The organism is Kribbella flavida DSM 17836, from assembly GCF_000024345.1.
GTDB classification, from domain to species: Bacteria; Actinomycetota; Actinomycetes; order Propionibacteriales; family Kribbellaceae; genus Kribbella; species Kribbella flavida.
Genome location: NC_013729.1, coordinates 6,326,957 through 6,346,908, shown reverse-complemented (window position 1 = coordinate 6,346,908; position 19,952 = coordinate 6,326,957). Strand labels below are relative to the sequence as shown.

The 19,952-nt window shown below is 70.4% G+C and carries 19 protein-coding genes; 10 read left to right on the top strand and 9 right to left on the bottom strand.

Features of this window, described 5'->3' with window-relative positions:
• Nucleotides 1-56: 56 nt before the first annotated feature.
• From KFLA_RS29320 to KFLA_RS29305, 4 genes are all read right to left on the bottom strand, one after another.
• A complete protein-coding gene (locus tag KFLA_RS29320) occupies nucleotides 57-896 on the bottom strand; it encodes a carbohydrate ABC transporter permease (RefSeq protein WP_012923465.1) in 840 nt (279 codons plus the stop codon).
• Complete coding sequence (locus KFLA_RS29315) at nucleotides 889-1,872, bottom strand: carbohydrate ABC transporter permease (protein ID WP_012923464.1); 984 nt, start codon at nucleotides 1,870-1,872, stop codon at nucleotides 889-891. The genes KFLA_RS29320 and KFLA_RS29315 overlap by 8 nt, the downstream gene beginning before the upstream one ends.
• An 82-nt stretch (nucleotides 1,873-1,954) precedes the next feature.
• Nucleotides 1,955-3,274 carry an ABC transporter substrate-binding protein gene (locus KFLA_RS29310; protein ID WP_012923463.1) on the bottom strand — a complete coding sequence of 440 codons (1,320 nt, stop codon included), beginning with the start codon at nucleotides 3,272-3,274 and terminating at the stop codon, nucleotides 1,955-1,957.
• 235 nt (nucleotides 3,275-3,509) lie between these two features.
• Complete coding sequence (locus tag KFLA_RS29305; RefSeq protein WP_012923462.1) at nucleotides 3,510-4,604, bottom strand: LacI family DNA-binding transcriptional regulator; 1,095 nt, start codon at nucleotides 4,602-4,604, stop codon at nucleotides 3,510-3,512.
• Nucleotides 4,605-4,699: 95 nt separating this feature from the next.
• Between KFLA_RS29305 and KFLA_RS29300 the strand changes: the two genes are divergently transcribed.
• Both KFLA_RS29300 and KFLA_RS29295 read left to right on the top strand, forming a co-directional pair.
• A complete protein-coding gene (locus tag KFLA_RS29300; RefSeq protein ID WP_012923461.1) occupies nucleotides 4,700-6,379 on the top strand; it encodes an acyltransferase in 1,680 nt (559 codons plus the stop codon).
• 134 nt (nucleotides 6,380-6,513) lie between these two features.
• On the top strand, nucleotides 6,514-7,626 hold the full coding sequence (locus tag KFLA_RS29295) for a hypothetical protein (RefSeq protein ID WP_012923460.1): 1,113 nt from the start codon (nucleotides 6,514-6,516) through the stop codon (nucleotides 7,624-7,626).
• Here the strand turns inward: KFLA_RS29295 and KFLA_RS29290 are convergent.
• Together KFLA_RS29290 and KFLA_RS29285 are read right to left on the bottom strand one after the other, a co-directional pair.
• The gene (locus KFLA_RS29290; protein ID WP_012923459.1) at nucleotides 7,550-8,869 is read right to left on the bottom strand and encodes an MFS transporter; all 1,320 of its coding nucleotides are present in this window, start codon (nucleotides 8,867-8,869) and stop codon (nucleotides 7,550-7,552) included. The two genes, KFLA_RS29295 and KFLA_RS29290, sit on opposite strands and share 77 nt — an antisense overlap.
• Nucleotides 8,866-9,450, bottom strand: a complete 585-nt coding sequence (locus KFLA_RS29285; protein WP_012923458.1) for an ArsR/SmtB family transcription factor — start codon at nucleotides 9,448-9,450, stop codon at nucleotides 8,866-8,868. Before KFLA_RS29285 ends, KFLA_RS29290 begins: the two co-directional genes overlap by 4 nt.
• 190 nt (nucleotides 9,451-9,640) lie before the next feature.
• Between KFLA_RS29285 and KFLA_RS29280 the strand changes: the two genes are divergently transcribed.
• The 3 genes from KFLA_RS29280 (at nucleotide 9,641) to KFLA_RS29270 (ending at nucleotide 12,429) form a co-directional block, all read left to right on the top strand.
• Nucleotides 9,641-10,006, top strand: a complete 366-nt coding sequence (locus KFLA_RS29280; protein ID WP_012923457.1) for a hypothetical protein — start codon at nucleotides 9,641-9,643, stop codon at nucleotides 10,004-10,006.
• Between the two features lie 81 nt (nucleotides 10,007-10,087).
• A complete protein-coding gene (locus tag KFLA_RS29275) occupies nucleotides 10,088-11,347 on the top strand; it encodes a class I SAM-dependent methyltransferase (RefSeq protein WP_237706627.1) in 1,260 nt (419 codons plus the stop codon).
• A complete protein-coding gene (locus KFLA_RS29270; protein ID WP_012923455.1) occupies nucleotides 11,344-12,429 on the top strand; it encodes an SdiA-regulated/phytase-like domain-containing protein in 1,086 nt (361 codons plus the stop codon). Before KFLA_RS29275 ends, KFLA_RS29270 begins: the two co-directional genes overlap by 4 nt.
• 1,269 nt (nucleotides 12,430-13,698) lie before the next feature.
• Here the strand turns inward: KFLA_RS29270 and serC are convergent.
• Nucleotides 13,699-14,838, bottom strand: coding sequence for a phosphoserine transaminase (gene serC, locus KFLA_RS29265; RefSeq protein ID WP_012923454.1), 1,140 nt, complete (start codon nucleotides 14,836-14,838; stop codon nucleotides 13,699-13,701).
• Between the two features lie 209 nt (nucleotides 14,839-15,047).
• Here serC and KFLA_RS29260 point away from each other — a divergent pair, with 209 nt between their 5' ends.
• Both KFLA_RS29260 and KFLA_RS29255 read left to right on the top strand, forming a co-directional pair.
• Nucleotides 15,048-15,539, top strand: a complete 492-nt coding sequence (locus KFLA_RS29260) for an SRPBCC family protein (protein WP_012923453.1) — start codon at nucleotides 15,048-15,050, stop codon at nucleotides 15,537-15,539.
• A gap of 278 nt (nucleotides 15,540-15,817) precedes the next feature.
• Nucleotides 15,818-16,300, top strand: a complete 483-nt coding sequence (locus KFLA_RS29255) for a YkvA family protein (RefSeq protein ID WP_012923452.1) — start codon at nucleotides 15,818-15,820, stop codon at nucleotides 16,298-16,300.
• Between the two features lie 41 nt (nucleotides 16,301-16,341).
• On the opposite strand, the gene KFLA_RS29250 is transcribed toward KFLA_RS29255, so the two are convergent.
• The gene (locus KFLA_RS29250; RefSeq protein WP_012923451.1) at nucleotides 16,342-17,175 is read right to left on the bottom strand and encodes a phytanoyl-CoA dioxygenase family protein; all 834 of its coding nucleotides are present in this window, start codon (nucleotides 17,173-17,175) and stop codon (nucleotides 16,342-16,344) included.
• A 101-nt stretch (nucleotides 17,176-17,276) separates the two neighbouring features.
• Here KFLA_RS29250 and KFLA_RS29245 point away from each other — a divergent pair, with 101 nt between their 5' ends.
• Nucleotides 17,277-18,092 (top strand): AraC family transcriptional regulator, encoded by an 816-nt coding sequence (locus KFLA_RS29245; RefSeq protein WP_012923450.1) that lies wholly within the window; start codon nucleotides 17,277-17,279, stop codon nucleotides 18,090-18,092.
• Nucleotides 18,093-18,158: 66 nt separating this feature from the next.
• On the opposite strand, the gene KFLA_RS29240 is transcribed toward KFLA_RS29245, so the two are convergent.
• The gene (locus KFLA_RS29240; protein WP_012923449.1) at nucleotides 18,159-19,271 is read right to left on the bottom strand and encodes a citrate synthase 2; all 1,113 of its coding nucleotides are present in this window, start codon (nucleotides 19,269-19,271) and stop codon (nucleotides 18,159-18,161) included.
• A 102-nt stretch (nucleotides 19,272-19,373) separates the two neighbouring features.
• On the opposite strand from KFLA_RS29240, the gene KFLA_RS29235 reads away from it, so the two are divergent.
• Nucleotides 19,374-19,793: a hypothetical protein gene (locus KFLA_RS29235; RefSeq protein ID WP_012923448.1), complete on the top strand. Its 420-nt coding sequence runs from the start codon at nucleotides 19,374-19,376 to the stop codon at nucleotides 19,791-19,793.
• Entirely contained in the window at nucleotides 19,760-19,951 is a 192-nt protein-coding gene (locus KFLA_RS29230) for a hypothetical protein (protein WP_041289541.1), read from the top strand. Before KFLA_RS29235 ends, KFLA_RS29230 begins: the two co-directional genes overlap by 34 nt.
• Nucleotide 19,952: the final 1 nt, after the last annotated feature.

The window sequence follows — 19,952 nt, the reverse complement described above, 5'->3', positions numbered from 1 at the left end:
GACAGCGCCCGGCCCCGGAAGATCCGGGACCGGGCGCTGTCGTCGTTCGCGGACTGCTACTTCACCGCACCCGCGGTCACCCCGGCGACGAAGTGCCGCTGGGCCAGCAGGAAGCCGATCACGACCGGGATGCTGACCACCAGCGCGGCGGCCATGATCTGGTTCCAGTAGACGTTGGTCTGGGTCGAGTACTGCCGCAGCCCCACCGACAACGTCCGGTTCGCCTCGGTCGTCATCACCGACGCGAACAGCACTTCTCCCCAGGCGGTCATGAACGAGTAGATCGCGACCGCGATCACGCCCGGCCGCGCGGCCGGCAGCACGACCCGCCAGAGCGCGCCCATCGGGCCGCAGCCGTCCACCAGCGCCGCCTCGTCCAGCTCCCGCGGAATGCTGTCGAAGTAGCCGGCCAGCATCCAGATCGAGAACGGCAGGCTGAACGTCAGGTAGGTGATGATCAGCCCGAGCCGGGTGCCGACCAGCTGCAGCCCGGTGGAGTTGTTGATGTTCACGAAGATCAGGAACAGCGGCAGCAGGAACAGCACGCCGGGGAACATCTGCGTCGACAGCACGGTGGTGCTGAACACCGTCCGGCCGCGGAACCGGAACCGAGACACCGCGAAGGCGGCCAGGATCGCGATCATCACCGAGAACACCGTCGCGGCGACCGAGACGATCGTGCTGTTCACGAAGTACCGGGCCAGCGGCACCGTGCGCCACATGTCCACGAACGGGTCGAGGGTGAGGTTCGACGGCCACCAGGTGAAGGCGCCCTGGACGTCGCTCAGCGGCTTCATCGACGACGTCACCATCACGTACAGCGGGACCAGCACGAACAGTCCGAGTACGACGAGCACGACGGCCCGGTAGATCTTGAAGCCCTTGGTGTCACGCACGACGCGACCTCCTGCCGGTGACGATGAGGTAGGCGCCGGTGACGATCATCAGGAAGATCAGCAGCAGCACCGACATCGCGGCGCCGGAGCCGAAGTTCCAGGTCAGGAACGACGCGTTGTAGATGTGGAAGGTGATCAGGTCACCGGCTGGTGGCTGCCCGGTGCCGAACAGCACGTACGGCGTGTTGAAGTCGCTGAACGTCCACAGGAACAGCACCAGCACGAGCACCAGGTTGACCGGCCGCAGCGACGGCAGGGTGATGTGGCGCCACTGGCGGACCAGGCCCGCGCCGTCCACCGAGGCTGCCTCGTAGACGTCGTTCGGGATGCTCTGCAGCCCGGCCATCAGGGTCAGGAAGGCGAACGTCCACAGCTTCCAGACCGCGACCGTGATCAGCGAGATCAGCGCGTTGCCGCCGATCAGCCAGAACGGCCGGTCCGAGGTCAGGCCGAGGTTGTCGACCAGCACGTGGTTCACCGCGCCGGTGTCCCGCTGGAGCATGAAGTTCCAGGTCAGGATGCCGGCGTACGCGGGCAGGGCGTAGGGGACCAGGAACAGGGTCCGGACGATGCTGCGGCCCTTGAACGCCGGCTGCAGCGCGACCGCCGCGGCCATGCCCAGCGCCCAGGACAGCGCCAGGGTGATCACCGAGAAGGCGATGGTGACGCCGAAGGACTTCAGCAGGCCCTCGCCGACGGCGTTGTCGAAGTCGACGGCGACCTGGTAGTTGCCGAGGCCGGCCCAGGGGGCGGCCGACCAGTTGGCGATGAAGAACTTGGTCAGCTTGACGAAGCTCATCCAGATGCCGACCAGCATCGGGATGATGTGGATCAGCAGTTCGAGCAGGATCGCGGGGGCGAGCAGCAGGTACGGCAGCTTCCGGCTCAGCCCGGGCCGGCGGTCCGGTCCACGCTTCTTCTGCGCGCGTGGGGTCGCGCCCGCGCTGACGGGCGCTTCTGGTGTGGCGACGGACATCCGGCGCCTCCTGTCTGTGGATCGCGGGGTCGACGGCGACGAAGGGCGGCCCGGGCGCCGGGCCCGGGCCGCCGTTCGCGGGTCAGCTACTCGCCGCGACCTGGTCCTCGGCGGTCTTCAGCGCCGCCTTGACCTCGTCGGCGGTGACCGTGCCACCGGTCGCGATCTTGGCGAACATCGCGTTCATCGCCTTGCCGACGGTGCTCTCGTACTGGTCCTCGGCCGGCACCAGCGGCAGCGGCTTGGACTTGGTGTTGTAGATGTCGGAGAAGATCGCCGCCTCGGCCGCGTCGGAGGTGAAGGCCGGCTTGGCGTCCTTCAGCACCGGCAGCGACGCGAACGGCTTGCCCAGCGTGGTCTGGGTCGGCGCGTCGGTCATGTACTTGACGAACTTGAGCGCCGCGTCCTTGTTCTTGGTGTTCTTGAAGATCGACAGGTTGATGCCGGCCACGTGGCTGGCCACCTGCTCGCCGCCGGCCGGCGCCGGGAACGGCACGACGCCGTACTCGCCGGGCTTCATGCCGTTGGCAACGATCGAGGAGTTGGCGTTGTTCTGGTTGATCACCATCGCCACCTTCTTGGTCGCGAAGTCGTTCACCGCCTTGGTGCCGTTGTCGTACTGTGCGTTCGACGGGTTGGCGACCTTGTCCTTCTGCATCAGGTCGAGGTACCGCAGCACGCCCTGCACGTTGCCGTCACTGGTGAAGGTCGGCTTGCCGTCGGCGTCGAACCACTCGGACTTGTTCTGCGCGGCGTTGATGAACGCGAAGTGCACGTTCTCGGTGTAGCTGCCGGCCGCCAGCGCCATCCCCCACTGGTTCTTCGCCGGGTTGGTCAGCTTCTTGGCCGCGGCGACCATCTCTTCCCAGGTCTTCGGCGGCTGCAGGCCGGCCTGCTGGAACATCGCCTTGTTGTAGTACAGGCCGTAGGCCAGACCGTAGAGCGGGACCGACGTCGGGTCGGTGCCTTCCTTGCCGCCGGTCGCCAGAGCCGTCGGCACGAACTTGTCCTTCCCGCCGATCGCGTCCATCGCCTCGCCGTCGAACGGCAGGAACGCCTCGGTCGCCTGCAGCGACGCGGCCCAGGTGTTGCCGATGTTCACCACGTCCGGCGCCTGGCCGGAGGTGATCGCGGTCTGGATCCGGGTCTGCAGGTCGTTCCACCCGATCACTTCCAGGTTGACCTTGACGCCGGTCTCCTGGGTGAACTTCTCCAGCACCGGGGTCAGCACCTGCTTGTCGTTGTCCAGGCTGGTGCCCTGGTTGCTGGCCCAGTAGGTCAGCGTGGCGTCTCCGCCACCGTTCCCGCCGGAGGAATCGCCCGAGTCGCTGCCACCACAGGCGGCCAGGCTGATTCCCAAGGCGGACACCGCTGCTGCGGCTACAAGCGAACGCAGTCTCACGTCGGACTCCCTCGTCCCATCGAGCCCCCGGCAGGGAAGCAGGGGCTGGTCGGCCCATAGTGGCCTAACCGGTTAAGTTCGTAAACCCGAACCGGTTCAGTCCGGGCGGCTTCGTTACTGCTATGTGACCTCGCGCCCGCCGTACTGCGGGTTGGTGGCGGGTGAGACCAGCTTCACGCAGGTCTGTGCACTTCGGTACGCGACGCTCCGGGGTCGATCGAACGCGGAGCGCTTCTTAACGCGCTTCTGTCATCGCCCGGGAGCTGGAGCCCCGGGGCCGCAGGATCCCGGTCGGTGCCTCGACGTGCAGTTCCGGATCACCGGCGGCGATCCGGAACAACAGGTTCGCGGCCGCGCGGCCGCGTTCCATCGTCTGCTGGTCCACGGCGGTGAGGCCAGGCCGGGCCAGCTCGCACAGCGGCGAGTCGTCCCAGGCGACGATCGACAGCTCGTCCGGGACGACGGTGCCGAGCTCGGTGGCGACGCGCAGGGCGGCCACCGCCATCAGGTCGTTGCCGAGCACCAGTGCCGTCGGCCGGTCGTCGCCGGCCAGGATCTGCCGGGTGAGCTCCGCGCCGTCCTCGTAGCGGTAGCTGCCCTCGATGTGCCGGACCCGGATGCCACGGCGTACGGCGTGCTCCTGGAAGAGCTCGACCCGGAGCTGCTCGTGCACGAAGTGGAACGGCCCGCTCACGTGCGCGATGTCGTGGTGGCCGAGCTCGACCAGGTGGTCCAGCAGCAGGGTCACGGTCTGCTCGGGGGAGCTGATCAAGCGGCCGACGCCGTCGTCGGGGGCGTTCGAGCTGACCACGACGCACGGCACTCCGAGCTCCTTGAGCAGCGGAATCCGCGGGTCGTCCAGGTGCTCGTCGAACAGGATGAACCCGTCGACCCGGCCCTGCCGGCTCCAGCGCCGCAGGACGTCGAGGTCCTCGCCGTGCTCGCCGGTCAGCCGCAGCAGCAGCGACGAGTCGACCTCGTTGAGGTACTGCTCGATGCCGACCAGCGTGCGCATGTAGAACGCTTCGGTGGAGATCAGCGCCGGGTCCCGGGCGATCACGATGCCGATCGTCCGGGTCCGGCTGGCCGACAGGGCGACGGCCGCCGAGTTCGGGTGGAAGCCGAGCTCCTCGGCCAGCTGCAGCACCCGCTGCCGGGTCTCCTCGCTGACCCCGGACCGGCCGTTCAGCGCGTACGAGACGCTCGCCTTGGAGATGTCCAGGCGGCGGGCCAGGTCGCTGATCGTGACCCGGTGGCTCCGGCGGCCACTACCGCCCGCCGGACCGTCGGCAGCGGTCTGCTCGCTGTCCAGGGATCCGGTTCCGGTCATCGCTCGCTCCCGCCCCGCATGCCCGGAGAGTAGCAGCGCCGTTGCCGCACACGCCGGGGACGGCGGTCCGCAGCCTGGTTGGATAGCGTTATCCCATGGTTGAGCGCCTCGATTTCCTGCCCTGGGAGTACGCCGCCGCAGCGACGCCGGCCGACCGCGCGGCGCAGGCCGAGCGGCATCGGCAGCTCGCCGCGGAGGGGGTCGCCGAGCTGGCCGGCGACGCGTTCGTGGCGTCGACGGCCGCGGTGTTCTGTGACCGGCTGCGGATGGGGCAGCGCTCGTACATCGCCGCTCACGCGTACGTCACCGGCGAGATCGAGCTCGGCGACGACACCACCGTCAACCCGTACGCCGTGGTGCGCGGCCGGATCACCCTCGGCGACGGTGTCCGGATCGGCGCGCACAGCTCGCTGCTCGCCTTCAACCACGGCACCGAGCCCGACCGCCCGATCTTCACCCAGCCGCACACCGCCCGCGGCATCACCGTCGGCGACGACGTCTGGATCGGCTCCAACGCCATCGTCCTGGACGGCGTCACGATCGGTGCCCACAGCATCATCGGCGCCGGCGCCGTCGTCACCAGGGACGTGCCGGAGTGGACCGTAGCCGCCGGCAACCCCGCCAAACCGCTGCGCTCCCGCCGGCCGGTCGCCCCGTCAACCGCCGCACCGGGTGCCGCTTCGTCCGTTCAGGTTCCGGCCACCCCGGAAAGCCTGGCAGCGTTCGCCGCCCGGGCCCGGGAGCAGGCCGACGACGTACTGGCCAGGTGCTACGACGGCGAGCGGTTCGTCGACCGGCCGGGGCTGGGCCTGGAGCCCGCGATCCGGCCGTGGTGCGACGCGATCGAGATCGCCGACCTGCTGCTGCAGCGCACTCCCGACGGTCACACCTCCGAGGACCTGATCCGCCGCCTCCAGTCGCGTCAGGACCCCGGAACCGGCCTCGTCGCCGCGGGTGACCTCGCCTCCGAAGACCGCCCGGATCCCACCGAGCTCTCCGTTCTGGAAGGCCCGGCCAGCTATCACGTTCTCTGCGCCGGCTACGCCCTCCAACTGCTCGGCGCCGGCTTCGCCCACCCGGTGCGGACCACCACCTTCACCTCGGCCGACCTCGGCCGTTTGCCCTGGGCAAGGAACGCGTGGAGCGCCGGCGCCGCGATCGATGCCCTGGGCACCGCTTTCGCACGGAACCTCCTTGACCACAAGGAAAATCCGGGTGATTCGTTCCTCACGCTGACCGGCTGGCTCACCGCCCGAGCCGATCCCGGGACGGGGCTGTGGGGTCAGCGTCATCCTGATGACGGCTGGCTCCAAGTAGTGAACGGCTTCTACCGCCTGACCCGCGGCACGTACGCGCAGTTCGGCCTTCCGCTGCCGTACCCCGAGCAGACCGTGAAGAGCGTCTTGCTGCACGCCCAGGACCGTCGGGCCTTCACAGGATCGGGCTACAACGCCTGCAACGTGCTGGACGTCATCCACCCGCTCTGGCTGGCCGGCAAGCAGACGGAGTACGGCCGGGCGGAAGGCCGACGCTGGGCTCAGGACCAGCTGGCTGAGATCCTCACCCGCTGGACCGACGGCGCCGGCTTCGCGTTCGCGCCGGACGCTGCTGACGACCAGTCCGTGCCGGGACTGCAGGGCACGGAGATGTGGCTGGCCGTCATCTGGCTGCTCGCCGACTACCTGGGCACTGCCGCACCGCTCGGCTACCGCCCACGTGGAGTGCACCGCCCTGACCCGCTCGTCCCGCTGCCCGGAGACCATCTACTAGCCTGAACCGGTGGACCCCCGGACCCGACGGCTCGTCACCTCTGTCGTACTGCTGGCACTGCTCGCCATCGTGGTGATCGCCGCCATCGTCCGCTGACGCCGTGCCACCGCCGCGATCCAGCCAGCTAACGTAATCCTGCATGAGCACTCCCACGCGTTCGGCGTACCTGCTGCGGGCGGGGCTGGTCCGCAACGTCCGCAGTGGAGAGCACCTGACCACGTTCGTGGTGTCGGGTGTCGCGACCGTGCTGATCACCCGGCTGATCCTGCAGCTCAGCGGCTACCCGCAGATCGGCGGCGACGGCCTGCACATCGCTCACGTGCTGCCCGGCGGCTTGCTGATGCTGGTGGCGATCGTCCTGCTGCTCGCGTACGTCGGTCCGGTGGTGCGGCCGGCCGCGGCGCTGGTCGGCGGCGTCGGGTTCGGCCTGTTCATCGACGAGGTCGGCAAGTTCGTCACCTCGGACAACAACTACTTCTACCAGCCCACCGCCGCGATCGTGTACGTCGTGTTCGTGCTGATCGTGCTCGGCAGCCGGTTCGTCACCACCCGGCGGCCCTTCGACCCGCGTGAGCAGCTGGCGAACGTGGTCGACCACACGGTCGAGGGAGTCGCCGGGGGACTGTCCCGGCGCCGTCTCGCGCAGGCCTACGAGCAGCTACGGCTGGTCGGTCCCGAGGTGCCCGGCCGCCGCGAGACCCGGGCGCTGCTGGCCGTCGTACGGCCCGACGAGGTGGAGCTGGCCGCGCCCGTCGACGCCGCTTGGCGGGCGCTGAGGCGCGGCTTCGACCGGCTGTCGACGCATCCGCTGGCGCCGCGGGTCGCGGTCGCCGTACTGGTGGTGCAGGCGCTCGGTGCGCCGGCGATCGCGGCGGTGATCCGGTTCGACCGGGGAGAGCTGCTCACCGACTTCCCGGTGCTCGGCGTGGTGGCGGGCAGTGTGCTGTCGGCGACCTTCACCGCGCGGGGATGGTTGAGGCTGCGGGTGGGCGACCGGGCGCGGGCGGTGCGGCTGTTCGAGCTGGCGGTGCTGGTGTCGCTGCTGCTGACGCAGGTGTTCCAGTTCGCGGGGACGCAGTTCGCCGCGGTCGGCGGGATGCTGCTCGACCTGGTGCTGCTCGGGGTGCTCGGGGCGGAGCGCGACCGCCTCCGCCGCGCGGCGGAGGCGGCGCCCCCTACGAACGCTCTGACGCAGCCGCCGTCTGGTCCGGCCGCTCCGAGCCTTCCGCAGGCGCCGAGCGATCCCGTCTAGCCGGCCGGCCGCCCCAGTGCGTTCCGCGGCCGAACAGCAGCGGTGACATCGTGGCGACGAAGTAGACGCCGGCGGCCGCCAGCAGCGCGGGACTTGCTCCGACCCCTGCGATGGCCGCACCCGCCACCACTCCACCCAGCGGTACGCCGATCCACGCGACCGCGTCGGCCAGCGAGTTGACCCGGCCCAGCAGCGGCCGGGGGATCCGCTCGATGAACAGCGCGCCGAGCACCGGGTTGATGAAGCCCGCGCCGACTCCGGCGACCGCGGCCACCGCCATCAGTCCCCACAGCGGTGCGTCGAACGCCATCACCAGGAAGCGTGGCGCCCCGCAGATCAGGAACGAGACCGTGAACACCACCTTGCGGGGCAGCTTGTCCCCGACAGCCGACGCCAGCAGGGCGAAGGCCGTCGCGGTCACGCTGAACGCGGTCAGCACCATGCCGATCTGCGCGGGTCCGTAGCCGTGGTCCCTGATCCAGACCGGCAGCATCACCACTGCGAACGCGGCGTCGAGCAGGTTGGTGACCGCGATCATCAGCACGAGTGCCAGCAGCAACTTGTCGCCGCGCAGGAACAGCCATCCCTGCAGCAGGCGCTGACCGTAGCTGCCCTCGTCCGCTGCGTCTTCGGCCGGTTTGTGGGCGGCGGGAATCCAGCGGCGGATCAGGATCGCGCAGACAGCGAACGACGCGGCATCGATCCACAGGGCGTTCACCTCGCCGACCAGGGCGATGAGTCCACCGGCGAGCGCGAACGCGATCAGGCCCGCGAGCCGCTCGGTCGTGCTCTCCAGGCCGGTCACCCGCTCCAGCGGGGTCTTGGCGGCTTCCGCGATGTCGGGAACCAGCGTCCCCTTCGCCGCATCGCCTGGGCCTCGCAGCGCGCCCGCCACGGCGACGATCACGAGCAGCAACGGAAAGCTCAGCAGGTGCAAGGTGTGCAGGAGCGGGATCAGCCCGACCACCACGGCGCTGGCCGTGTCGGCGCCGACGCTGACCCGCTTCGGCCCGATCCGGTCGATCAACGGACCGCCGACTGCCTTGGACAGCACCAGCGGCAGCATCTCCGCCAGCGCGACCACACCGGTCTTGAACGGAGAGCCGGTACTCATCAGCACGAACCAGGGGATCGCGATCGCGCTGACCCGGGTGCCGCAGATCGAAATCACGTTCGCCGCCAGGAACGCGATCAGCGGCGCCCGGTTCGGCGTACTGGTGGTGGTGGGTTGGTCGTTGCTCACTCGTGCTCCCGGGGGAAGGCCTGGAGCTGCACGGTGACCATGGCGGTGCCCTCCGGGGCCGGCTTGGACAGGTCGGTGCGGTACTTCTCGAACACCGCGAGTACCTCGTCGGTCAGCGCGCGCAGCTGGTCGGGCCTGAGGTGGAAGCCGTAGTCGGACAGCATCGTCGCCTCGCGCCACTCCGGGTCGAGGGTCTGCCAGCTGTCGATTGCGCGGAACATGTTCTCGGCGTAGGTCTGCCCGATGCCGTGCAGGAACCCGAGAGTGAGCTCGGGCTCGGTCTGCAGCAGCGTGGCGGGGTCGAAGTCGGTGCCCTGGTGGCAGGCCTTCCACCAGCGGTCGCGAGCGTTGCCGCGGCTCTCGTCCTCCTCGACCAGCCCGGCCTCGGCCAGCTGGCGCAGGTGGTAACTGGTGGCGCCGCTGTTCACGCCGAGCCTGCCGGCCAGCGTCGTGGCGGTTTGCGGGCCGTGGATGCGCAGCAGGCCGACGATCCGGTTGCGCATGGGGTGCGCGAGGGCCCGCAGGACGCGGCCGTCCAGCTGGACGATCTGGCTGGGGTCGATCGGTGGGTTGTCACTCATGGCGACCAGACTAGAACCGCAAAGACAATTTGCAAAGACGTTTTGCAAACTGCTTTTGCGGTTGGTTGTCCACAGGGGTCGGAAGTGGCGTCGGGTGGTGGCGGTGGACGCGGCACCTTGTCAGTGAGAGGGAGGACCGGACGCCGGCCGAGGGGCCGGGGCGGTCGCCCGGGAACCGGAGGTTCGACCCATGCTGCGGGTGATGCTCGAGGACGCCGACTACTGCGACGTGCCGGCCGATCTGATGACGTTCGACGACGGGGTGGTCGTGTTCTGGCGCGACGGCGAGGAGGTGGGCCGGCATCGCCAGCTGCGGATCCGGTCGCTGGAACTGATCGGTTCCCGGCCGATGGGCCGGCGGATCGAGGAGGCGCGCAAGACCCATCCCAACGCGTTCCGGGTGTGGACCCAGGAGCAGGAGGACCTGCTCACCCGGATGTTTCACGAGAACGCGACCAAGGACGAGCTGGTGGCCGCGCTGGGCCGTCAGCCCGGCGGCATCGCCACCCGGTTACGGGCACTGGGCTTGCTCGGCGAAGACGAGAAACTCGTGTGAGCCCGCAGCCGGTGGCGTCCGCGGATGGCGCTGAGCGAGACCCTTTTGTGATGCGGAGGCGCGGTCGGCGACAATGGCGCGATGCAAGCGGAGCAGGAGCCGGCGGCAGGCCCGGCCATGGACCCGATGGAGGCCGACGACGAGTCCGGCCCACCCGGGGTGGTTCGTGCAACGCTGCTCGCGTCGCAGAGCTTGGTCCGAGCGATCGGGTCCGGCCGGCGCCGCGGTGCGGAAGCCCCGCAGTACCAGCGGGTCGAGCTGCGGTACGTCGACCTCAAGAGTGGCCGGCAGTTGCAGATCACCGAGTTCGACGAGCGGCAGTCACACACCCGCAACGTCCCGGTCGGCAGTGCTGCCGAGGCAGTCGACGCGCTGCTCGCCACGCCGTACGGGAACTGGCACGTGGAGACCACCGACGAGACCCTGCGGCTGCGGTACACCAAGAAGGGCAAGGCGCTGCTGCACCGGCAGAGCGACACCCGCGAGCAGTGGACCGACCACGACCGGGTGAAGCAGCGGGTGCTCGACCCCGCGGCGCCGTTCCTGGTCGAGCTGGGGATCAGCGATCACCACGGCCGGGTGAAACCGTCGCGGCAGTCGAAGTACAAGCAGATCGAGGAGTTCTGCAAGCTGCTCGCCCCGGCGCTGGAGGAGGCCCTCGCCGCCGGCCGGATCGCGTCCGGGCGGCCGTTGCACGTGGTCGATCTCGGCTGTGGCAACGCCTATCTCACGCTCGCGGCGTACCACCTGCTCAGTGCGGCCGGGCACGACGTACGGATGACCGGGATCGACCACAACCCGGCGGCCCGCAAGCGGAACACCCAGCGGGTCACGGCTCTGGGCTGGCAGGGCCACCTGCGGTTCGTCGACGCGACGATCGCGGACGCCGAGCTGGACGTGCGGCCGGACGTGGTGCTGGCGCTGCACGCCTGCGACACCGCGACCGACGACGCGTTGGCCCGGGCGGTCGGCTGGCAGGCGCCGTTGGTGCTCGCGGCACCTTGCTGCCACCACGACATCCAGAAGCAGCTGAAGAACGTCGAACCACCGGCGCCTTATGCCCTGATGACGAGGTATGGCATCGTTCGGGAGCGGCTCGCGGACATGCTGACGGACTCGTTGCGTGCGGCGGTGCTGCGACAGGTCGGCTACCGGGTGGAGGTGGTGCAGTTCGTGGACAGTGAGCACACGCCACGGAACCTGCTGCTCCGCGCCGCCCGGACCGGGGCGACCGCGGGCCCCGAGGTCCAGGCGGAGTACGAGGCGCTCACCGGCGCGTGGCAGGTCACGCCCCGGCTGGCGACGCTGGTCAACGAACTCGACCGCGAGGCGGTGTCGTGAGGTTGCTGCGCACAGTCCTGGCCGCGACGGCGGCCACCCTGTTCAGCGTGGCCGGAGCCGCGGTGCCCGCCGCTCCCGCCGCCGCAGCCGACCCGCAGCCCGGCCCGAAGAAGCTCTTCACGATCCGGGACCCGCGGGTGGACGAGTCCTCCGGCCTGGCCCGCAGCCAGCAGTACGAGGGCATCTGGTGGACGGTGAACGACTCCGGTGACACTGCCCGGGTGTTCGGCATCGACGACACCGGCAAGGTCAGGGCGGTGCTGAACTTCAAGGCGCCGGTCAAGGACGTCGAGGCGATCGCGGTCGACCGCGACGGCATCATCTACATCGCCGACATCGGCGACAACAAGGCCAACCGGGACATGGTCGAGGTCTACACGATCCCCGAGCCGGACCGGCTGGCCGACAAGAGCAACGTGAAGTTCCACCGGTACGACTTCGTCTACCCCGACGGCGCGCACGACGCGGAAACCCTGCTGATCGCGCCGCGCAGCAAGCGGCTCTTCTTCGTCACCAAGGCCGCGAAGGACCAGGCCGGCATCTACGCCGCCCCCGAGGTCGCCTCCCGCGAAGGCACCAACGAGCTGACCAAGGTCGCCGACGCGCCGGGCGGTGTCACCGACGGCACCTTCCTGCCCGACGGCGACCAGGTCGTGCTGCGCAGCTACGTCGACGTCGCCACCATGGAGTGGGGCGAGGAACCCAACGTCATCGCCCGGACGCCGACGCCCATCGCCCAAGGCGAGTCGGTCGCCCTCGGCCTGTCCGGCAAAACCGTGCTCGTCGGCAGCGAGGGCCGCAACTCGTCCGTCTTCGAGCTCGCCATCCCCGCCCGCAAGCCCGCCGCCGCCCCCGCCACCCCCAAGGCCACCCCGGCCCCGGCCGCCGCCGACAGCGGCGAGGTCAAGAAGAACCACAACCTCCGCTGGATCATCGTCGGCGCCGCCGTCTTCGCCGTCATCGTCACCTTCCTCACCATCCCGCCCGGCCGCCGCGAACGCCTCGACCGCATGGCCGAAAACGCCCGCCTCACCGGCCAGCAACCCCCAGACCCCCACGGCCGCCGCCGCAGCACCGCCTGACCAGCTCCTTCCCCGCCGGCGACCTCGTGCGCCTGCTCGTCACGCCCACGCCGCCACCTCCCGCGCCGCTCACCCGCCGCCTGCTCCCACCCACCCCGATGCGCGCGCTCCTGCGCCGCCCGCTTGGTGAAAGCGGGTGGTCGCGGGCCAAGCTGCCCTTCCCTCGGAGAGCGGGTGGTGGACCGGGACTTCGTTCGAGTCCGCGTCACAGAACAGAACCCCTACCCCTCCGCCCCACCCCTCCAACTGCCACCTCCCACGATGACTGGCGCGATAGGTGACCGCTGACGTCGTACACGGCGCCAGCGATCATCAACCGCGCCAGCCGTCACCGGCCGCGCCAGCGGCCCTGTCCCCAGGCGGCACGTGGCAGGCCGACGGGGGCATATCAAGGGCGCAGGAGCACCCGAACGCCACGGTCCCCGAGTGCATCCAATCCCCGCGCCGACCGTGCCGACCGTGCCGACCGTGCCGACCGTGCCGACCGTGCCGACCGCGGAGCTTGTGCGGCTGATCGGTCGGGCCGACGCAGGCACCCCAACCCTCGACTTTGAGCACCACCCGACCCCCTCGCCCCTCGCGGCCTCCGCTTTGAGCACCGCCCAGCCACACGCCGACGCAGAAGACAGCCGACCGGTGCTCAAAGTCGGCGTCAGTAGAGTCCGCCAGGCCGGCCGTCACCCGGCCGCGATGCGGGCGTTCCGCCTGCCACGCCCGCCCCGGCCACCGCCCCTCAAGCCACCGCCCCCAAGCCACCTTGAGCACCGCTCAGCCACGGCTCGGCGCCGGAAACAGCTGACCGGTGCTCAAGGTCGACGGTGCAGAGATCCGCTCCGCCCGGTCCGGGCATCGGCCGGCCCTGACGCGGGCCCCGAGCGCATCGAACTACCGCACCGATCGCGGATCTTCGTGCGGCTGGGACGCATCCTGCCGCGGTGCGACTGCTCAACCCAACCGCCCGCCGCAGCCGATTGGCCCCGGAACCCCCGACTGCCCGCCGCAGCAGATCAACCCCCAATTGGCCGCCGCAGCGCTCACTTCACTGCCTCCGGCCAATCACTCCACCACCGCCCGCCGCAGCCGATCAGTTCGCGACCGCCCGCCGCAGCCGATCACTCAGCGACCGCCCGCCGCAGCCATTCGCTCCTCCACCGCCGGCCACTCGCCGTCCACCGCCCGGGCCCACTCAGCCCTTCCACCTGCCTCACCCCACACACCAAGAAGCCCTCGGGCCGGTTCGCACCGGCCCGAGGGCTTCTCGACTCGTCGTCAGCGCAGGGCGTCGACGGTGAAGTCGATGGCCTGGGTCAGCTTCTCGATGTCGTCGGGGTCGACCGCCGGGAACATCGCGACGCGGAGCTGGTTGCGGCCCAGCTTGCGGTAGGGCTCGGTGTCGACGATGCCGTTGGCGCGCAGGGTCTTGGCGACGGCGGCGGCGTCGATCGAGTCGTCGAGGTCGATGGTGCCGATGACCAGGGAGCGGGCGTCGGAGTCCTCGACGTACGGGGTGGCGTAGTCGGACTTCTCGGCCCAGGTGTACAGCCGGTTGCTGGAGTCGGTGGTGCGGGCGACGCTCCACTCCAGGCCGCCCTGGCTGTTGATCCAGTCGGTCTGCTCGGCCATCAGGAAGAGGGTGGCCAGCGACGGGGTGTTGTAGGTCTGGTTCTTGCTGGAGTTGTCGATCGCGGTGGCGAGGTCCAGGAACGCCGGGATCCAGCGGCCGCTCGCGGTGATCTGCTCGACCCGGGCCAGCGCGGCCGGAGAGAGGATCGCGATCCACAGGCCGCCGTCGGAGGCGAAGCACTTCTGCGGGGCGAAGTAGTAGGCGTCGACCTCGTTCAGGTCGACCGGCAGGCCGCCGGCGCCGGAGGTGGCGTCGATGGCGACCAGCGCGCCCTCGTCGGCGCCCTCGACCCGCTTGACCGGAGCCATCACGCCGGTGGAGGTCTCGTTGTGCGGCCAGGCGTACAGGTCCACGCCGGCTTCCGCGACGGCGACCGGGCGGGTGCCGGGGTCGGCCTTGATCACGCTGGGCTCACCGAGGTGCGGCGCCTGCTGCGAGGCCTTGGCGAACTTCGAGGAGAACTCGCCGAAGCTCAGGTGCTGGCTCTTCTCCCGGATCAGCGCGAACGTCGCGATGTCCCAGAACGCGGTGGAGCCGCCGTTGCCGAGCACCACCTGGTACCCGTCGGGCAGCTGGAACAGGTCGGCGACACCGTCCTGGACGCGCTTGACCAGGTTCTTCACCGGGGCCTGGCGGTGCGAGGTGCCGAGCAGCTTGGCGCCTTCGGTCGCGAGCGCGGCGACGGCCTCGGGGCGGACCTTGGACGGTCCGGCGCCGAACCGGCCGTCGGCGGGCTTGAGCTCTGCGGGGATGGTCACTGTGTCGTTCGGAGTGGCGCTGGTCACCAGCGGTTCCCTTCGTCGTCTGGCTGGTTCCTCGCCGACGACGCTGTCAGCAGCTCCTAGTGTTCCACACCTCCGGCACGCCACCCCCAAAGACCCCCGAGCGCCGGACACCCGGTCGGCCGCCAGCACCAGCTGGCACGGTGGTACTGCGAGTCCTACCGCCGGCGGAGGTGCTGGCTGTCGGTGCTGGCACAACTGACGATCGAGGCATGACATTGATCCGGGACACCGACCGCACCGTACCGATCACCGTGCAGCGGCGGAGTCGGCTGACGCCCACCGAAGCCTTCGACCGCATCGTGCCCATCGATCTGCCGAGTGTGTTCCAGGCTGTCCGGCCGTTTCCGGGTGTTGCCCGCGTCGACAACCAGACCGAGGCCTGGGACCACGTCGGCCCCAGCCGGAACCCAGTGTTCGACGACGGGTCGCGCGCCACGGAGACGCTCACGGAGTACGCCGAGGGCCGCAGTTTCGCGTACGAGTTGACCGACTTCACGAACGTGCTCGGCCGGCTGGCGTACGGCGTCCGTGGCGAGTGGACCTTCAGCACGGACGGTTCAGGCACTCTCGTCCGCTGGTGCTACGAGTTCAAACCGCGGCCCGGCCGCCGCTGGATCCTCGCCGGACCCTTCAAACCGTTCTGGACCCGCTACATGCGCGCCGCTCTCCACAGGATCGTCACTGTCGCGGAAGGGGCCTGACAGAGACCAGCCACGTCGGGGAGGTCCCTGCCGCGGAGAACTCCGGGCCCGACCCCGGAACTCCCCGGCCGCCCCGCGAGCGGCCGCCCTGCGAGCGGCCGCCCTGCGGACGGCCGCCCAGCGAACGGCCGGGCTACCGAGCGGCCGGGCCGCTGAACGCGCGCCCGCCAAACGCCCGCCCCCGAACGCCCGCCCGCTGAACGCCCGCCCGCCGAACGGCCGACCGGCTTCGGCCCGCTCGGCGGGCGGGTGGGACTCGACGGCACTAGAGTTGCCGGATGGTGATCTTCGGTGGGCTGCTGTGCTTGCTGGGGGTGGTAGCCCTGGCGAACCGCGACGCCAACTCGATCGGCGCTCCGGTGACCGGCATGGGCGTGACCCTGCTGGTGCTCGGTGCGGCGGCGGTGGGTTTCGGCTTTCTGCGGCGGGCGCGAGTACGCCGGCGCCGGATCGCCAACGGGGAGCCGGAGCCGGTCGGCGACGTCGTCGAGCGAGCCCGTGCGCTGCCCCGGCTGCTGAAGGCTGCGCGCAGCGGGGAGTACCCCGGTCTGCCGACGAGCCGGATGGCCTTGTGGGGCTTCGCTTTGCTCTACCTGGTCTCACCAATCGACGTGCTGCCCGAGCTTCTGCCGATCATCGGCGTGGCCGACGACGCCGGAGTGGCCGTCTGGCTGTTCACCAGCGTCTCGACCGCAGCGGGCCTGTACCTGCGTCACGAACGCGAGCGCGGACTCCCCGGCAAACCGCAGCCCCGCCCGTAGCGACCGGGACAGGCACGGCAGGCAGCAGAGCAGCACCCGCGCTACTCGTGCTTACGGATCACCGTCTCCCGCCCGGTGAGCACGACAACCGGTCCGTCCTCGCCCTCGACCCACTTGCCGCACGCCCCGCCGCCCTCGGCGACCGCCAGCTCCAGCGGCGTACCGTCCATCCGTAGCGCGGGGTGGTAGTACTTCGCGACCTGCTGGGCTTCACCCTGGATGTAGTGGCCGATCAGCGCGCGCCGGAAGCGGTCAGTGGTCACGTTGGGCGCGCTGCCGTGCACCAGAGCCCCGTGGAAGAACAGCACGTCACCCGGCTCCATCTCCACCGGTACGGCGGTGTTCTGCTCCGGCACCGGCACGGTGACGTCGGTGAAGCTGACCTTGGTGTCGGCCTTCTCCGTGCACAGGATGGGCCAGCGGTGACTGCCCGGCACCACCTCGAGGCAGCCGTTCTCCTGGTCCACCCGGTCCAGCGCCATCCAGGCCGCCACGCAGGTGCCCGGCTCGGCCCTGAGGTAGAAGTTGTCCTGGTGCAGTGCCTGCCCGCGGGACCCCGGCGGCTTGAAGTAGAGCATCGTCTGCACCGCGTACGGCGAACGCCCGAGCAGGGCCGTCATCACCTCGTCCAGCCGGTCGTCGATCAGCCACTGCAGCGACACCTCGTCCCACCGGTGCATCTGCGCCATCCGCGGGTACCTGCGCAGCGGGTCCCGGCTCGTCGGCGCGACGCCGACCAGATCACCTTCGTACGAGCCGCGGCGGCGCAGCTCCATGTAGTGGTCGCGCAGCCGCTCGACCTCGTCGGCACCGAACAGGCCGCGCACCACCAGATACCCGTAGGTGGCGAACTGCTCCTTGAACGAAACGCTCATCCCAACCTCCCGCAGCTCAGCACCGCCGTTCCGGCAGCACAACTAGTGTGGGATTGCAGACGTCCGACCACGACGGACGAACAGCGCAGGGAGTTGAGCTTTTGACGCACCACCGATCCCTCGACACCGGTACGCCGGTGCGCTTGCGCCTGCTGACGCCGCCGACGTTCTGGCGCTGCGAGCCCGGGTGGTCGTGGGTGTCTCGGCCGTTGCCGGACCACCTGCTCTGGTGCGTACTCGACGGCATCGGCCGGATCGAGCTCGACGGCCGGACCCGCGACCTGGCGCCCGGGACCTGCGCGGTCTTCGCGCCGGGGGACGCGCCGAGGGCCCAGCACGATCCGCGCCGGCGCCTGCTCGTGTTCGGCATGCACTTCGAGCCCGACGGCGACGGTCCGGCGTCGGTGGTGCCCGAGGTGCGGTGGGGCGACGTGCCGGACCGGGTGCTGCTCGGCGCCCTGGCGAAGGCCTGCGACGCGGCGTACCGGAGGCAGGACGCGGCCGGTGGCCAGGACCGGCTCGGGCTACGGCAGGCGGAGCTGTGCCTGGAGCAGATCCTGTGCAGCATCTGGGAGGCCGCGCACCGCTCTGGGCAGTCGGCGTCGGACGCGGCGATCGACGAGGTCGCTCAGCTCATCCGCCAGGACCCCGGTCGGGACTGGTCCGTCGCGGAGATGGCCGCCGCGGCCGCCCTGTCGCGGGCGCAGTTCACCCGGCGGTTCGTTGCCCAGCACGGCCGCTCGCCGGCGCAGTACTTGATTCAGGCAAGGATCGACCGCGCCCACCAGCTGCTGACCGAGAGCGGCATGACCGTCACCCGGACGGCCGCCGCCCTCGGCTACACCGACGTCCCCTACTTCAGCCGCCAGTACAAGCAGCGCACCGGCCGCCTGCCGAGCGAGGACAGAGCCGGCTGAGCGTGCCTCGCCGCTGCGGAGCGACGAGCCTCGCTCAGCTCAGGCCCAGCAAGCGGTGAGGTTTGGTCAGGCCCAGGAGTCGTCCCAGCCTTCGATCGAGGTGGCGGGGCGGGTGGCGGGGCCGGAGTACACGGCGGACGGGCGGATCAGCCGGCCGGTGCGCTTCTGCTCCAGCACGTGGGCGCTCCAGCCGGCGGTCCGCGCGCAGGTGAACATCGAGGTGAACATGTGCGGCGGGACCTCGGCGAAGTCGAGCACGATCGCGGCCCAGAACTCCACGTTCGTCTCCAGCACCCGGTCCGGGCGCCGCTCGCGCAGCTCGGACAGAGCCGCCTGCTCCAGCGCCTCGGCGACCTCGTAGCGCGGCGCGTCCAGCTCGCGCGCCGTCCGGCGGAGCACCCGGGCCCGCGGGTCCTCGGCGCGGTAGACGCGGTGGCCGAAGCCCATCAGCCGTTCGCCGGCGTCCAGCAGACCCTTCACGTACGCGCGGGCGTCGCCGCTCTTCTCGACGCCCTCGATCATCGTCAGCACCCGGGCCGGGGCGCCGCCGTGCAGCGGGCCCGACATCGCGCCGACCGCACCCGACAGGGCGGCGGCCACGTCGGCGCCGGTGGATGCGATCACCCGGGCGGTGAACGTGGAGGCGTTCATGCCGTGCTCGGCGGCGGAGGTCCAGTACGCGTCGACCGCCTTGACGTGCTTGGGGTCGGGCTCGCCGCGCCAGCGGATCATGAACCGCTCGGTGATTGTCGTGGCCTTGTCCACCTCGCGCTGCGGCACCATCGGCTGGCCGATGCCGCGGGCTGCCTGGGCGACGTACGACAGCGCCATCACGGCCGCGCGGGACAGGTCGTCGCGGGCTTGGGTGTCGTCGATGTCGTACAGCGGGCGCAGGCCCCAGGCCGGCGCGAGCATGGCCAGCGCGGACTGCACGTCGACCCGGACGTCACCGGTGTGCACCGGCAGCGGGAACGGCTCGGCCGGCGGCAGGCCCGGCGTGAACGCGCCGTCGACGAGCAGGCCCCAGACGTTCTCGAACGGCACCCGGCCGACCAGATCCTCGATGTCGACGCCGCGGTAGCGCAGTGCCGACCCCTCCTTGTCCGGCTCGGCGATCTGAGTGTCGAACGCGACGACGCCCTCGAGGCCGTGCTGAACTTCGGTCTTCGGATCTGACATCAGCCTGTGACTCCTTTGTCCTCGGTAGGCGCTCCGGCAGCATAGTTGCCCGCCTCGCCCACCGGACAGAGCTGTGACCGGTTCGACCCCTACCCTCGAAGAATGCGCACCCCGAACGCACTGATCGGTGTTGTCCTCGGCATCCTGCTGGGCTGGGCCGCCGTAGCGCTCGTCGCGTACGCCGGAACCGAGCTCTACACCCGGCGGGCGGCGCGGATGGCCGACGTCGGGGCGGAGGCGCTGCCTTGGCTGCTGGCGCTGCTCGCCGCGTCGGTCGTGCTCGGCGTCTTGATGTCGCTCCGGTCGATCGGGGCCGGCGTGATGACCGGCGCCGGGCTGCTGATGGCCGTCACCGGTGTCGCCGTCCAACTGCTGCCCATTCGCACGGTCATCGACCTGATCAAGCTCTTCGAGCTGCCCGGGACCCGGCCGCGGGCCGGCGTCATGCTGCTGGACGGCTCGATGCTGTTCGTCGGCGTGGTCCTGCTGTGGTCGGTGCGCGCCGGCTGGTCACCGACGTGAAGTCGGCGAACCGGATGCCGCCGTACTACCTCGACGGCCCTCAGCAGTTCGGCGACCCGCAGCAGTTCCGGCAGGCGCAGCCCGGTCTGTGGCCGGGCCCGCAGCACCAGCCGCCGGGCCCGCAGCACCAGCCGCCAGGCCCGCAGGACCGCCGTTAGT

Coding starts and splice junctions, on each gene's coding strand:
- KFLA_RS29315 (WP_012923464.1), bottom strand. CDS start 1,872: ATGTCCGTCGCCACACCAGAAGCGCCCGTCAGCGCGGGCGCGACCCCA.
- KFLA_RS29305 (WP_012923462.1), bottom strand. CDS start 4,604: ATGACCGGAACCGGATCCCTGGACAGCGAGCAGACCGCTGCCGACGGT.
- KFLA_RS29300 (WP_012923461.1), top strand. CDS start 4,700: ATGGTTGAGCGCCTCGATTTCCTGCCCTGGGAGTACGCCGCCGCAGCG.
- KFLA_RS29295 (WP_012923460.1), top strand. CDS start 6,514: ATGAGCACTCCCACGCGTTCGGCGTACCTGCTGCGGGCGGGGCTGGTC.
- KFLA_RS29285 (WP_012923458.1), bottom strand. CDS start 9,450: ATGAGTGACAACCCACCGATCGACCCCAGCCAGATCGTCCAGCTGGAC.
- KFLA_RS29280 (WP_012923457.1), top strand. CDS start 9,641: ATGCTGCGGGTGATGCTCGAGGACGCCGACTACTGCGACGTGCCGGCC.
- KFLA_RS29275 (WP_237706627.1), top strand. CDS start 10,088: ATGCAAGCGGAGCAGGAGCCGGCGGCAGGCCCGGCCATGGACCCGATG.
- KFLA_RS29260 (WP_012923453.1), top strand. CDS start 15,048: ATGACATTGATCCGGGACACCGACCGCACCGTACCGATCACCGTGCAG.
- KFLA_RS29255 (WP_012923452.1), top strand. CDS start 15,818: ATGGTGATCTTCGGTGGGCTGCTGTGCTTGCTGGGGGTGGTAGCCCTG.
- KFLA_RS29250 (WP_012923451.1), bottom strand. CDS start 17,175: ATGAGCGTTTCGTTCAAGGAGCAGTTCGCCACCTACGGGTATCTGGTG.
- KFLA_RS29240 (WP_012923449.1), bottom strand. CDS start 19,271: ATGTCAGATCCGAAGACCGAAGTTCAGCACGGCCTCGAGGGCGTCGTC.
- KFLA_RS29235 (WP_012923448.1), top strand. CDS start 19,374: ATGCGCACCCCGAACGCACTGATCGGTGTTGTCCTCGGCATCCTGCTG.